14 protein-coding genes are annotated in these 12734 nt (G+C 67.0%); 10 read left to right on the plus strand and 4 right to left on the minus strand.

Features of this window, described 5'->3' with window-relative positions; all coding sequences use genetic code 11:
* The first annotated feature begins 65 nt into the window (after nt 1-65).
* Together GU920_RS03995 and GU920_RS04000 are read left to right on the plus strand one after the other, a co-directional pair.
* On the plus strand, nt 66-983 hold the full coding sequence (locus tag GU920_RS03995; protein WP_161765657.1) for a sulfite exporter TauE/SafE family protein: 918 nt from the start codon (nt 66-68) through the stop codon (nt 981-983).
* Nucleotides 980-1750 (plus strand): TIGR02186 family protein, encoded by a 771-nt coding sequence (locus GU920_RS04000; protein WP_161765658.1) that lies wholly within the window; start codon nt 980-982, stop codon nt 1748-1750. The genes GU920_RS03995 and GU920_RS04000 overlap by 4 nt, the downstream gene beginning before the upstream one ends.
* On the opposite strand, the gene GU920_RS04005 is transcribed toward GU920_RS04000, so the two are convergent.
* On the minus strand, nt 1747-2466 hold the full coding sequence (locus GU920_RS04005) for a CPBP family glutamic-type intramembrane protease (RefSeq protein WP_161765659.1): 720 nt from the start codon (nt 2464-2466) through the stop codon (nt 1747-1749). The two genes, GU920_RS04000 and GU920_RS04005, sit on opposite strands and share 4 nt — an antisense overlap.
* Before the next feature lie 58 nt (nt 2467-2524).
* A complete protein-coding gene (locus GU920_RS04010) occupies nt 2525-3844 on the minus strand; it encodes an MATE family efflux transporter (protein WP_161765660.1) in 1320 nt (439 codons plus the stop codon).
* Nucleotides 3845-4158: 314 nt separating this feature from the next.
* Here GU920_RS04010 and GU920_RS04015 point away from each other — a divergent pair, with 314 nt between their 5' ends.
* The 3 genes from GU920_RS04015 (at nt 4159) to GU920_RS04025 (ending at nt 7724) form a co-directional block, all read left to right on the plus strand.
* A complete protein-coding gene (locus GU920_RS04015) occupies nt 4159-5412 on the plus strand; it encodes a PHB depolymerase family esterase (protein ID WP_161765661.1) in 1254 nt (417 codons plus the stop codon).
* Between the two features lie 140 nt (nt 5413-5552).
* On the plus strand, nt 5553-6728 hold the full coding sequence (locus GU920_RS04020; RefSeq protein ID WP_161765662.1) for a globin-coupled sensor protein: 1176 nt from the start codon (nt 5553-5555) through the stop codon (nt 6726-6728).
* A 105-nt stretch (nt 6729-6833) separates the two neighbouring features.
* Nucleotides 6834-7724, plus strand: a complete 891-nt coding sequence (locus GU920_RS04025; protein ID WP_161765663.1) for a DMT family transporter — start codon at nt 6834-6836, stop codon at nt 7722-7724.
* 8 nt (nt 7725-7732) lie between these two features.
* On the opposite strand, the gene GU920_RS04030 is transcribed toward GU920_RS04025, so the two are convergent.
* The gene (locus GU920_RS04030) at nt 7733-8233 is read right to left on the minus strand and encodes a PaaI family thioesterase (RefSeq protein WP_161765664.1); all 501 of its coding nucleotides are present in this window, start codon (nt 8231-8233) and stop codon (nt 7733-7735) included.
* Complete coding sequence (locus GU920_RS04035) at nt 8230-8676, minus strand: PaaI family thioesterase (protein WP_161765665.1); 447 nt, start codon at nt 8674-8676, stop codon at nt 8230-8232. Before GU920_RS04035 ends, GU920_RS04030 begins: the two co-directional genes overlap by 4 nt.
* 126 nt (nt 8677-8802) lie before the next feature.
* On the opposite strand from GU920_RS04035, the gene GU920_RS04040 reads away from it, so the two are divergent.
* The 5 genes from GU920_RS04040 (at nt 8803) to GU920_RS04060 (ending at nt 12730) form a co-directional block, all read left to right on the plus strand.
* Nucleotides 8803-9186, plus strand: coding sequence for a MerR family transcriptional regulator (locus tag GU920_RS04040; RefSeq protein ID WP_161765666.1), 384 nt, complete (start codon nt 8803-8805; stop codon nt 9184-9186).
* A 131-nt stretch (nt 9187-9317) separates the two neighbouring features.
* Nucleotides 9318-9731, plus strand: a complete 414-nt coding sequence (locus tag GU920_RS04045; RefSeq protein ID WP_161765667.1) for a MerR family transcriptional regulator — start codon at nt 9318-9320, stop codon at nt 9729-9731.
* 52 nt (nt 9732-9783) lie between these two features.
* On the plus strand, nt 9784-11562 hold the full coding sequence (locus GU920_RS04050; protein ID WP_161765668.1) for an acyl-CoA dehydrogenase C-terminal domain-containing protein: 1779 nt from the start codon (nt 9784-9786) through the stop codon (nt 11560-11562).
* A 66-nt stretch (nt 11563-11628) separates the two neighbouring features.
* Nucleotides 11629-11841, plus strand: coding sequence for a hypothetical protein (locus GU920_RS04055; protein ID WP_161765669.1), 213 nt, complete (start codon nt 11629-11631; stop codon nt 11839-11841).
* Nucleotides 11842-12100: 259 nt separating this feature from the next.
* Complete coding sequence (locus tag GU920_RS04060; protein ID WP_161765670.1) at nt 12101-12730, plus strand: glutathione S-transferase family protein; 630 nt, start codon at nt 12101-12103, stop codon at nt 12728-12730.
* Nucleotides 12731-12734 lie beyond the last annotated feature (4 nt).

The raw sequence follows: 12734 nt of genomic DNA on the forward strand, positions 1-12734 counted from the left end.
GGGGCGCAACCCTTTGGCCTGACTGTCACCTTTCTTACCGCCGCCTTTCCAGCCCGGCCCCGCCCATGCAGCTTTACCTTCCGATTGCCGAGGTATCGGTCAATGCCTTTCTCCTTTTGGGGTTGGGCGGGATCGTGGGTTTCCTGTCGGGGATGTTCGGCGTGGGGGGCGGGTTCCTGATCACGCCCCTGCTGTTCTTCATCGGGGTGCCGCCCGCGGTGGCGGTGGCCACGGGCGCCAATCAGGTGGTGGCGTCGTCGGTGTCGGGCGTGCTGGCGCAGATGCGGCGCAAGGCGGTGGATTTCCGCATGGGGACGGTGCTGCTGGTGGGCGGGATGGCCGGATCGTCGGTGGGGATCGCGGTGTTCCAGTGGATGACGCGGCTGGGTCAGGTCGATCTGTTCGTGCAGCTATCCTATGTGCTGTTTCTGGGGCTGATCGGGGCGATGATGCTGCAGGAATCCTTGCGCGCGTGGTTCCGGTCGCAGCAGGGCGGGCCGGTGCGGCGGTCACATGTGCATACATGGGTGCATGGCCTGCCGCTGAAGATGAAATTCCGGGCCTCGGGACTTTATATCAGCGTGCTGCCACCGCTCGGCGTGGGGGCGCTGGTGGGGTTTCTGGCGGCGATCATGGGGGTGGGCGGCGGCTTCGTGATGGTGCCTGCGATGATCTATCTGCTGGGGATGCCCACGAAGGTGGTGGTCGGCACCTCGCTGTTCCAGATCATCTTTGTCACCGCCTTCACCACGCTGATGCATGCGGTGACCAGCCAGACAGTGGATATCCTGCTGGCCCTGCTTCTGATCACCGGGGGGGTTATCGGGGCGCAGATCGGCACCACCATCGGCGTGCGGCTGAAGGCGGAACAATTGCGCATCCTGCTGGCGCTGCTGGTGCTGGCGGTGGCGATCAAGATCGCGCTGGATCTGCTGATCCGGCCGACCGAGCTTTATTCGGTCATGCCCGGGGTGCTGCCATGAGGTGGCTGGCGCTGGCCCTTGCGCTGCTGCCCCCGGTGCTTTTGCCGCTGCCTGCCATGGCGGTGGAAAGCATCGTGGCGGGGCTGAGCCAGAACCGCGTGTCGATCACGGCGGATTTCGACGGGTCAGAGATCCTTGTCTACGGCGCGGTCAAGCGCAACGCGCCCGCGCCGGAGGGGCCGATCGAGGTGATCATCACGGTGGAGGGGCCGTCCACCCCGGTGACGATCCGCAAGAAGGACCGCCGCGCGGGCATCTGGATCAACACCGAGGCCGTGGAGGTGGATGCCGCGCCCAGCTTTTACGCCGTGGCGACGACGGGGCCGTTGCGGCAGGTGCTGTCCGAGACCGAGGATCTGCGCCACCGCATCACCCTGCCCCGCGTCATCCGCGCGGTGGGTGCCGCGACCGAGGATGGCGGGCCGGACGATTTCATCGACGCGATGCAGCGAATCCGGCAGGCCGAAAGCCGGTACATGGTGTTGCAGGGCGCGGTGGAGTTCACCGAACAGACGCTGTTCCGGTCCGATATCGTGCTGCCCGCGAACCTGACCGAGGGGGAGTATCGCGTGCGCATCTTCCTGACGCGCGAAGGCCGGGTGGTGGATGCGCAGGACCGGGTGGTGGGCGTGCGCAAAGAGGGGTTGGAGCGGCTGCTGTTCAACCTGTCGCGGGAGCAGCCGCTGATCTACGGGCTGTTGTCGCTGGTGATGGCAGCCGGGGCGGGATGGGCAGCATCGGCCGGCTTTGCCGTGCTGCGGCGCTAGGCGCTGGCCCCCGCTGCAAGGGGTGAAAGCGCGGCCAGGGCAAAGCCCAGATGCGTGGCGGCATGGGCGAGGAGTGCCGCCTCCAGCCCGTGGCGCAACAGGGCCGCACCGTAGACAAGGCCCAGCAGCAGGTTCCACAGGATCGTGCGAAGGAGGAGCGGCGGGGTCGGCGCGTCCACCGTCAGCGCCAGCGCGGGCAGATGGGCCAGCGCGAAGGCCAGCGCCGCCAGCGCGACCGCACCCCAAAGCGCCGCGCCGCGCGGCAGGAAGCGAGCCAGCCCCAGCGAGATCAGCGACAGAACGCCCCAGCGGAGCAGCACCTCTTCGGTCAGCCCGCCATAGAGGACACCCAGCACCAGATCACCGACCGCGCGGTCCGCGCGCAGCGTCGCCGCGCCGTCCGGCGGCCAGAGGGGTGCGGTCGCGTGGTCGAGGATGGCCACCCCAAGCCCTGCGGCCAGCCCCACCCCTGCCCATACCGCCAGCGCCCGCCACGGCAGGGGCGTGCCGAGGATCACCGCCGAGCGCAGGCCAACGCGCGGCGCGGCCCATGCCCCGGCACATGCCATCAGGATCAGCAGGATGGCCGGGTTGGCCATCACCGCGAGGGGCGGAATGCCCGGCGGCAGCGGGGCCAGCAGTGGCAGGGCGATCACTCCCGGCAGGCCCAGAAAGACCGCGGCAAGAGCGCGGATCGGATAGGGGCGGTAGGTCATCGCGGGGCTCTTTCCGGCGCGGGCAGGGCGGTGCAGATGCCGCGCCGGGGCAAGGTTGTCAAGTTACCGCCCGCGCCTCGGCCCGCGCCTCGGCCCGTGGTGCCAGCCGTGCCATGCTGATCCCCCGCGCGACATTCAGCACCATCAGCGCCGCCCACAGGCCGTGATTGCCAAGGACCGGGGGCAGGATGGCCAGCGCTGCGGCATAGATCGCGACCGACAGCATCATGGTGCGGCGCATCTCGGCCGTCAGGGTGGCACCGATGAAGATGCCGTCATAGATCCACGACGCGACCCCGATCAGCGGGGCCGCCACCAGCCAGGGCAGGAAGAGGCGCGCCTCGGCGCGCACCTCGGGCGCGGTGGTCATCAGGTCGATGATGGCAGGTCCCGCCAGCGCGAAGGCGGCGGCCAGCAGGGCCGCGCCCCCAAAGCCCCATTGCATCGACAGCCGCCCGGCGCGGCGCAGGTCAGCTTGCGCCCTTGCCCCCACCGCCTGCCCCACCAGCGTTTCGGCGGCGAAGGCAAAACCGTCCAGCGCGTAAGCCGTGATCGACAGGAATTGCAGCAGCACCTGATTGGCGGCCAGCGTTGCATCGCCCTGCCGCGCGCTGAGAAAGACAAAGCTGGTGAAACTGGCCTGCAGAAGGTCCGAGCGGATCATGATGTCGCGGTTCACCGCCAGCATCACCCGCAGCGCGGCGCGGTCCAAGAGCCGCGCGAGGGCCGCGCGCCAGACCGGGATGAGCCCGTCGCGGCAAAGCCACAGGCCAAGCGCGAGGCCGGTCCATTCCGCGATCAGCGTGGCCGTGGCCACGCCCCCCACCCCCCAGCCAAGGCCGAGGACGAACCACAGATCAAGCCCGACATTCACCCCGTTGATCCAGAGCTGCAGCAACAGCACCGCGCGGGTGCGCTCCACCGCGATCAGCCAGCCGGTCACGGCATAGGCGGCAATGGTGGCGGGTGCGCCCCAGATGCGGATTGCAAGGTATTGGCGGGCCAGCGTTTCCACCTCTTCCCCCGCCGGGGCGAGGGCGAGGGCGGCGCGGAACAAAACGCCCTGCGCCGCGATGAAGACCAGCCCCGCCGCCGCGCCGATCATCAGCGCGCGCAGCAGGATCGCGCCGCGCTCGGCCCCGTCGCCCGCGCCATGGGCCTGTGCCGCAAGGCCCGAGGTGCCCATGCGCAGGAAGGAGAACACCCAGTAGAGCGAAACAAGGATCACCGATCCCACACCCACCGCCCCGATGGGGGCCGCCTGCCCCATCTGCCCCACCACGCCCGTATCCACCGCGCCCAGAAGCGGGATCGTGGCGTTGGACAGCACGATGGGCGCGGCAATCTTCAGCAGGCGGGTATGGGTGAGCGCGGTCATGGTCGGCGGGAGTGTGGCCGAAGGCGCAGGCGGGGGAAAGGGGACATCGGGGGGCAAGGCGGCGCCAAGGGACGCCGAGGCCGAGAAGGGAGGCCGCGAGGGGCGGCAGGGAGGAGCGGCGGCTATTGCATGGCCGCCTGCGTGACCCGGGGATCCGCCGCCGCTGGCGGCACAGGGTGGCAGGGTTCCCCTTCCCGCTCCCCGCAGGGACAAGACCGGGGGGGCGGTCAGTTCGCGGGCAGGCAATTGCGCGGGCGGGCGACGGAACACCGACCCGACGGCGTATCATGCCCGGACGATTTCGGAGACATGACATGCACCGCCGGACCTTTCTTCTTTCGACCTTCGGCCTGACGGTCGCGGCGCGTCTGCCCGCCATGGCGGAGGTGCCCAACATCCTTGGTGCCACGGCGATCACCCGGGTCTATGGCGCGGGGCAACGCTTGGTGGGCGTCGCGATCGCGCAAGACCGCCCCGTTGCGGATGCGGCGCTGGATCCGTCGCTCTACAGCGTGGACGGGCGGACCATCACGCGCGTCTATGCCGCATCGGCCCCCGGGATCGCGGATCCGGCAGGATCATGGATCACACTGGACCTGTCGCCCGAGGATGCCGGGGCCGCGTTGATCATATCCGACGGGCGGAGGACGACGCGGCGTCCTGCGTCCGTGACGGTGACGATCACCCCGAAGGCTGCGGGCGCCCCCCAAGGCGGCCCCCCCGATTTCAACACGATCCCCCGGTCGATCCCGACGGATGCAGCGATGGATCCGGTGGTGGACGGGTTCGAACAGGCGATCTTCGACGATCCGGCGACGGGCAGGTGGCTGGCCTACAACCTGTATGTTCCGAAGGGCGCCACGGGGCCGCTGCCGCTTGTGCTGTTCCTGCATGATGCGGGCAACACGTCCCCCGTGGTGGATACCACGCTGGTTCAGGGTCTGGGCGCGGTCTCCTGGGCGAGCGCGGAAGATCAGGCGCGCCATCCCGCCATCGTGCTGGCCCCGCAATATGCGGAGCAGACCGTGGATGACGCTTCCGCCACGTCGGTCCTTCTCGAGACGACGCTGAACCTTGTCGAACAGATCGCCTCCAGCCATCCCGTCGATCGCGGGCGCATCTATACGACCGGCCAATCCGGCGGGGGGATGTTGTCGATCGCGATGATGATCCGTAAGCCCGATCTTTTTGCGGCCGGGTTCCTTGTGGCCTGCCAGTGGGACAGCGCCGTTGTGGCGCCACTGGCGCGGCAGAAGCTGTGGGTTGTGGTGGCGGAGGGCGACGCGAAGGCCTTTCCGGGGCAGAACGCGATCATGGAGGTGATCGCAGCGGAAGGGACCGCCTATTCCCGTGCCGTCTGGGATGGCAGGCTGACGGATTTCACCGCCCCTCTGGCCGCGCAGGCGGCGCTTGGCCGTACGGTGAACTACACGGTGCTGCAGCAAGGCACGGTGGTGCCTGCCGGGCAGCAGGACACCCCCGCCGCAAATCACATCAACACCTGGCGCATCGCCTATGACATCCCGGGCTTGCGGGACTGGATCATGGCGCAGCGCAAGGCCGGATGACGGTGATGTCAGGGTGCGAATAGGGATATCCCAAAGTCATCATATTCACTTTTCGTGTTTCATCCTTGCCTTTCCCTAAGGCAGTCCCAAGCGCGCCCGTTGCCCCATCTGAACGGCAATCCGACGGATGGAAGGACGCGATGAACATGACACCGGATCTGCAAGAACGGCTGGACTATCTGGGATTGACGGGGGATGACCTTGCGCTGGCGGGCCATCATTCCCCTGCGCTGATGGCGGCGCTGGGGCCGATCCTGGACCGGGCCTATGAGACGATCCTGAACACCGCGACGACGGCGCAGTTCTTCCGCGACGTGGCCCATGCGGAGCGGGCCAAGGAATTGCAGATGCAGCATTGGGGGATGCTCACCTCAGGCCGGATTGATGCGGATTATGTCACCCGCGTCACCCGGATCGGGCGCATCCATGCGCGGATCGGGCTGGAGCCGCGGTGGTACATGGACAGCTATTCGCTGATCTTCCGCGGCATCATCGAGGATTTCCTGCCCCGGCTTCTGGGGTCCGGCCTGTTTGCCGGGCGGCGCAGCGCGCAGGCGACGCGGGTGCTGTCGATCTATTTCCGGCTGGCGATGCTGGATATGGATTACGGCATTTCCACCTATTTCGAGGCGCTGGATGCCGAGCGCCGCGCCAAGGTCGACAAGGAGCGCGAGATCGCGGACACGCTGGCGGAATCGGTGACGGAAGTGTCGGCCACGATCGAGGAGTTGTCGGCCAGCATCAAGGAAAACGCCAATGCCGCGCAGGCCACCAAGGGGGCGGCGCTGCGCGTGTCGGAAAACGCGGTGGCCGGGGGCGCGGCGGTGCAGTCCACCATGCTGGCCATGGAAGAGATCGCCACCCGCATCAAGGTGGTGCGAGAGATCGCCCGGCAGACCGACCTGTTGGCGCTGAACGCGGCGGTCGAGGCGGCGCGGGCGGGCGCGCAGGGTGCGGGCTTTGCCGTGGTGGCGACCGAGGTGCGCCGTCTGGCCGAACGGTCGGCAGAGGCAGCGGCGGAGATTGACGCAGCCACGGCGGGCAGCCTGCGCGCGGCGCGGTCGGCGGCGGGGACGCTGGCCCAACTGGTGCCCGAGATTCAGGAGACGGGGGGATTGGTCGCCTCGATCGCCGATACGTCGGTGGAACAGGCCACGGCGGTGGAAGAGATCAACACCACTGTGCTGCGCTTGTCGGGCCTTGCGGGCGATATCGGCAGCGGCGCGGCAGAGGGCAAATCCAAGGCACCCAAACTTGGGGAGGCGGCCGCGCGCGGCTGCCCCATGTCGCGGGGGCGGCTTGCGCTGGCGAGTTGACGGGGGGCTGTGACGCGCCCCGGGGGAAAGGCGGGCGGGCGCTTGCCTTTCCCGGAGGGTCCGCCGCAAGATGTGGCGACGGATACGCCGCTTCGGACATGACCCATGCGCATCACCTATCTCGCCTCTGCCATCGTGCTGATCACGGGCGTGATCTGGGGGATCTACTGGTATCCCGTGCGCGCCATCGCCGATAAGGGGCTGGACGGCGCGTGGGGGACGGGCGCGATCACGCTGGCGGCGATGCTGTTTCTGTTGCCGTTCGTGTGGCGCGGGCGGGCGGCCCTCGGCGGGGCGAACCGGTTGGGCATGATTTCCATCGCCATGGGCGGGGCGGCCTTTGCGCTGTATTCCATCGGGTTTCTTTACGGCAAGGTCGCGCTGGTCGTGCTGTTGTGGTTCTTCAGCCCGGTTTGGAGCGTGCTGATCGCGCGGTTCCTGTTGGGCTGGAAGGTGCCCCGGTTGCGGCTGGTGGCCATCGCGGTGGGGCTTGTGGGCCTGTTCATCATGCTGGGCGGGGATGGCGGCCTGCCCGTGCCGCGCAACCTTGGGGAATGGATGGCCTTTGTGGGCGGGCTGATCTGGGCCTTCGCCACGGCGGGGATGCGGCTGAAGTCGGATCTGGCCCCCGCCCCGGCGGCGTTTCTGTTCGCGCTTGGCGCAGCGGTGACTTCGCTTCTGTTCGCGCCGTTTCTGGAACCCCTGCCCCGCGTGGCGGCGGGCGATGCAGCCGCCGTGGCGCTGGGTGTGGCGGTGACGGGCGGGCTGTGGTGGGGGCTGTCCATCGCGGCGCTGATGTGGGCGGCGGTGCGCCTTGATCCGGCGCGGGTGGGCATCCTGCTGATGACCGAAGTGGTCCTTGGCGCGATCACGGCGGCGATCTTCGCGGGCGAGGCGCTGTCGACAGCCGAGATGGTGGGCGGCGCGCTGGTGATCCTGTGCGGGCTCTTGGAGGTGTGGCCCACCAAGGACGCAGGCCAGCACCACCCGGCGTGAGGGATCCCCTACGCTTCGGGCATCAGGAAATGCCCCGTGCCTTGCGCGAAGAGCCGGGCGCGGTTGTCCTGCCATGCCTCGACATGCACCGAGGCGTAGCGGCGCCCCGATCGGTTGACCCGCGCGCGGGCATAGGCATCGCGCGGCAGGCCGGTGCGCAGGTAATCCACCGTGAAGTCGATGGTCTTGGGCAGGCGCAGGGGCATCTCGGCGATGGCGGCGGGATCCAACTGGCCCGCCTCCATCTCTTCCCACAGAAGCGACCAGGACAGTTCGATGATCGCCGCCACTTCCAGAAAGGCCGCCGTCACCCCGCCATGCAGGGCGGGCAGCGCGGGGTTGCCGATCAGCTTTTCATCAAAGGGCAGGATCGCGGTCAGCTCATCCCCCCGGCGGTCGAACTGGATGCCGAGATACTGGATATACGGCACCCCGGACAAAAGCGCCCGCAGCGCGCCGTCGCGGCGCTGCTTGACCACCTGCACGGGTTCGGGTTTCGGGCGCGTCATTTCCCCCCCTTGGGCCGGTCGATGGTGAAGGCCCCGGTGGCGGCGGCCACGGGGCGGGTTTCATCGTCATCCGTGGCGGTGACGCGAACAAAGGCGACCGACCGGGTGACGTGGTAACATTCCGCCCGGGCGGTGATGGTCTGGCCCGGGGTGGCGGCACGGAAATAGTCGATCCTGAGGTCCAGCGTGGCGGTGGAGGCGGGCGCGGACGGGTGGGACATTACCGCCGCCCCGCTGGCCGTATCCATCAGCGCCGACACCGCCCCGCCATGCAGCACCCCCGTCGCCGGATCGCCCACGAAGCGCGCGTCATAGGGCATCGTCATCACCACCTGCCCCGCGCCGAGGCTTGCAAGCTGCATCCCCAAGGCGCGGGAATGGGGGATCGCCTCGATGAAGCGGCGGGCGATCGCCATCACCTGTTCTGCCGTAACGTCAGTCATGGACAAACCCCTTTCGTCCCCATTAACCGCGCCCCGCCCGGGATGCGCAAGACCTGCCCTGAGGTCACGGTTTGATTGCACGACGGCCCCGCTTGGCCCTATGCTGACCCAGTCAGGAGTTCGCCAATGTCCGAGACCCGCCTCAGCTTCAAAGAGATGTGCGCACGGTTCGATGTGACCCCGCGCACGCTGCGCTATTATGAATATATCGAACTGCTCCAGCCCGAAAAGGAAGGCCGGGCGCGGTTCTATGGCCCGCGCGAGGTGGCGCGGATGACCCTGATCCTGCGCGGGCGGCGGTTCGGCTTCAGCCTTGAAGAGATCCGGCAATGGCTGCTGATCTACCGCCAGAAGGGCACGCGCCCGCAGCTTGAGGCATGGCTGCAACTGGCCGACCGGCAGCTTGCCGCATTGGGCGCACAGGCCGAGGAGATACAGGCCTCGATCACCGATCTGCGCGCGCTGCGCGAGACGGCAGTCGAAGAATTGTCGAAGCTGCCCGAGGCGTAACCCCCCGCCCGAAACCCTGCGTCACGCGCCGCCGTGACGCGACGTTACGTTTACGTTCACGTCAACGCGTCTGGTAAGATCAAGGAACTTCACCAGATTCCGGGCATCCCTGATGCCAGACGAGTGGACCGATGACTGCCCCAAAGACTGCCAAGGAAGATCTGCTGACGATCCGCGAGATGTGCGCCGCCTTCGAGGTGACGCCGCGCACCCTGCGGTTCTACGAGGCCAAGGAACTGCTGTCGCCGATCCGGCGCGGCACCGCGCGGTTCTATACCTATCGCGACCGCGCGCGGCTGAAACTGATCCTGCGCGGCAAGCGGTTCGGCTTCTCGCTGGAGGATATCCGCCAGCTTCTCGACATGTATGATCGCGATGGCCGCCAGCAGGAGGCGCAGCTGCGCCGCACCTTCGAGGTGGCGCAGGAGCGGCTTGCCCAGATGCAGCGCCAGCGCGCCGAACTGGATGAGGCCATCGCAGAACTGCAAGACCAGATCGCCTGGGGCGAAGGCATGCTCGCCGCGTTCCAGAAGGCCGCGGAATAGCCGCGACCGACCCACCCTATCGCCCGCATTTGACGACCGGAGGAGACCGAAGATGCCCAGCTACACCGCCCCCGTGAAAGACATGCAGTTCGTCCTGCATGACGTGCTGCAGATCACCGGATCCGACATCCCCGGCTATGCCGATCTGGATGCAGGGTTTACCGCCGCCGTTCTGGAAGAGGCGGGCAAGCTGGCAACGGACGTGCTGGCGCCCCTGAACGCGGTGGGCGACCGGGAAGGCTGCCGTCTGGAGAATGGCGTGGTCCGCACGCCTGCAGGATTCAAGGCGGCCTTCGATCAGCTGCGCGAAGGCGGGTGGACCGCGCTCGACTGCGATCCCGAATATGGCGGGCAGGGCCTGCCCTATCTGATGGGCACGGCGGTGGGCGAGATCCTCGTGTCGGCCAACATGGCGCTGAACATGTATCAGGGCCTGACGCATGGCGCCTATTCGGCCATCCATGCCCATGGCACGGCAGAGCAGAAGGCGACCTATCTGCCGAAGATGGTGTCCTGCGACTGGACCGGCACGATGAACCTGACCGAGCCGCATTGCGGTACGGACCTTGGCCTGATGCGCACCAAGGCCGAACCGCAGGCGGATGGCAGCTACAAGATCACCGGGCAGAAGATCTTCATCTCGGCGGGCGAACATGACATGGCCGAGAACATCATCCACCTCGTGCTGGCCAAGGCGCCGGGCGGGGGTGAGGGGACGAAGGGCATCTCGCTGTTCATCGTGCCGAAGTTCCTTGTGAACGCGGATGGCTCGCTCGGGCAGCGCAACGCGCTGTCGGTGGGCAAGATCGAAGAGAAGATGGGCATTCACGGCAACGCCACCTGCGTGATGAACTATGACGGCGCGACGGGCTATCTCTTGGGCGATCTGCATAAGGGCATGCGCGCCATGTTCACGATGATGAACGAAGCGCGGATCGGCGTGGGCGTGCAGGGCTATGCGGTGGCAGAAGCCGCCTATCAGAACGCGCTGGCCTATGCCAAGGACCGCCTGCAGGGCCGCGATGTGACCGGCGTGAAGAACCCCGAGGGGCCGGCCGATCCGCTGATCGTGCATCCCGACATCCGCCGCAACCTGATGGATCAGAAAAGTTTCGTCGAAGGCGCGCGGGCCTTCACCTTCTGGGGCGCCTCGCTGATCGACCGCGCGCACCGCACGGGCGATGCCTCTGCCGAAGGCCTCATCTCGCTGCTGACCCCGGTGATCAAGGGTTTTCAGACCGACAAGGGCTTTGACGTCGCCGTGGCGGCGCAGCAGGTCTATGGCGGGCATGGCTATATCGAGGAATGGGGCATGTCCCAATTCGCCCGCGATGCCCGGATCGCCATGATCTATGAAGGCGCGAACGGGATCCAGGCGCTCGATCTGGTGGCGCGCAAGCTGGCCGCCGATGGCGGCAAGCATGTGATGGCCTTCTTCGAGATGGTGAAGACCTTCCTGAAGGAAAACGAAGGGGACGCGCGGCTGAAGGCCGGCTTCCTCGACCCGCTGAAGGCCGCGTCCAAGGCGATGCAGGGGGCGGGGATGTATTTCATGCAGAACGGCATGAAGAACCCCAATGCCGCGCTGTCGGGCAGCTATGATTTCATGCATCTGATGGGGCATGTCTGCCTTGGGCTGATGTGGGCGAAGATGGCCAAGGCGGCCTATGCCGCGCTGGATGCAGGCGCCGCCGACCGGGATTTCTACGAGGCCAAGATCGCCACGGGCCGCTACTACATGGCCCGCCAACTGCCCGCCTGCGCCATGCATCTGGCGCGGATCGAAAGCGGGGCCGATCCGGTGATGGCGCTGCGGGCCGAGGCGTTCTAAGGTTGGGGGGGCAACGAATTTCCTGCGAAAATTCAGCCCCCCCTACCCTGACCTGAGGATTGTCCGATGCCCAAACGCTTTCGCCTGACCCGCCGCTTCCCCGTCGCCATGACGGAGGATGGCTATCGCAAGCTGAAGCGTTTCGCGGCAGAGGCCGGGCTGGATGAGGGCGAGGCGCTGTCGTTCCTGTTCGAGAATTTCGACTCTGTGATGAACAGTGAAAACCTGACGCATCGGCTGCGGCTGTTCAATTCGGAGCTGGAAGACCGGAAGCGGTAGTGCGGGGGGAAAGGGCGGAGTTGGGTATTTGGGCCAAGATGAAGCAGCAGGGTCACGCTGCATCCCGTGCCCAGGGTTTGGCTAGCCGTCGGGCGGAATGCAGCGCTTCACCTTGGGCGGTCATCGGCTCCCCAGCCTGTACCGCGTGGATGGTTCTGACGCTTAAAGATTAAGGAAAAGTTGCTTCATCTTGGCGAAAATACCCTGGGGGTCCGGGGGTGAAGCCCCCGGGGGGGTGGTCTGGGAGGGCCGTAAGACCATGAAGCTGTACTGTTTCGGCGAAAGCGGGAACGCCTACAAATGCGCGCTGGCGCTGACCCTGAGCGAAACGGACTGGACGCCGGTCTTTGTCGATTTCTTCAACGGGGGCGCCCGGAGCCCGGAGTTCCGGGCGATCAATCCGATGGGTGAGGTGCCGGTGCTGGTGGACGGGGATGTGACGCTGTCGCAATCGGGCGTGATCCTCGATTACATCAGTTCCAAGACCGGACGCTTCGGCGGGCGGTCGGCGGCGGAGCGGCGCGAGATCCTGCGCTGGCTGTTCTGGGACAATCACAAGCTGTCCACCCAGATCGGGACGACGCGGTTCCTGTCGAACTTCCTGCCCCCCGAAAAGCGGCCTGACGGGGTGATCCCCTTTCTGCAGGGGCGTCTGAGGGCGGCCTTTACGGTGCTGAACGATCACCTTGCCGGGCGTGACTGGATCGTGGGCGATGGCCCCAGCATCGCCGATCTGTCCTGCTGCGGATACCTGTACTACCCCGAACCCTACGGCTTTGACCGCAGGGACTGGCCCCATATCGACCGCTGGCTGCAGGGCATCGCTGCCCTGCCCGGCTGGGCGCATCCCTATGACATGATGCCCGGAAACCCTTCGGACCGGGCATGAAGGA

Origin of the sequence: Paragemmobacter ruber, from assembly GCF_009908315.1 — a bacterium.
GTDB classification, from domain to species: domain Bacteria; phylum Pseudomonadota; class Alphaproteobacteria; order Rhodobacterales; family Rhodobacteraceae; genus Paragemmobacter; species Paragemmobacter ruber.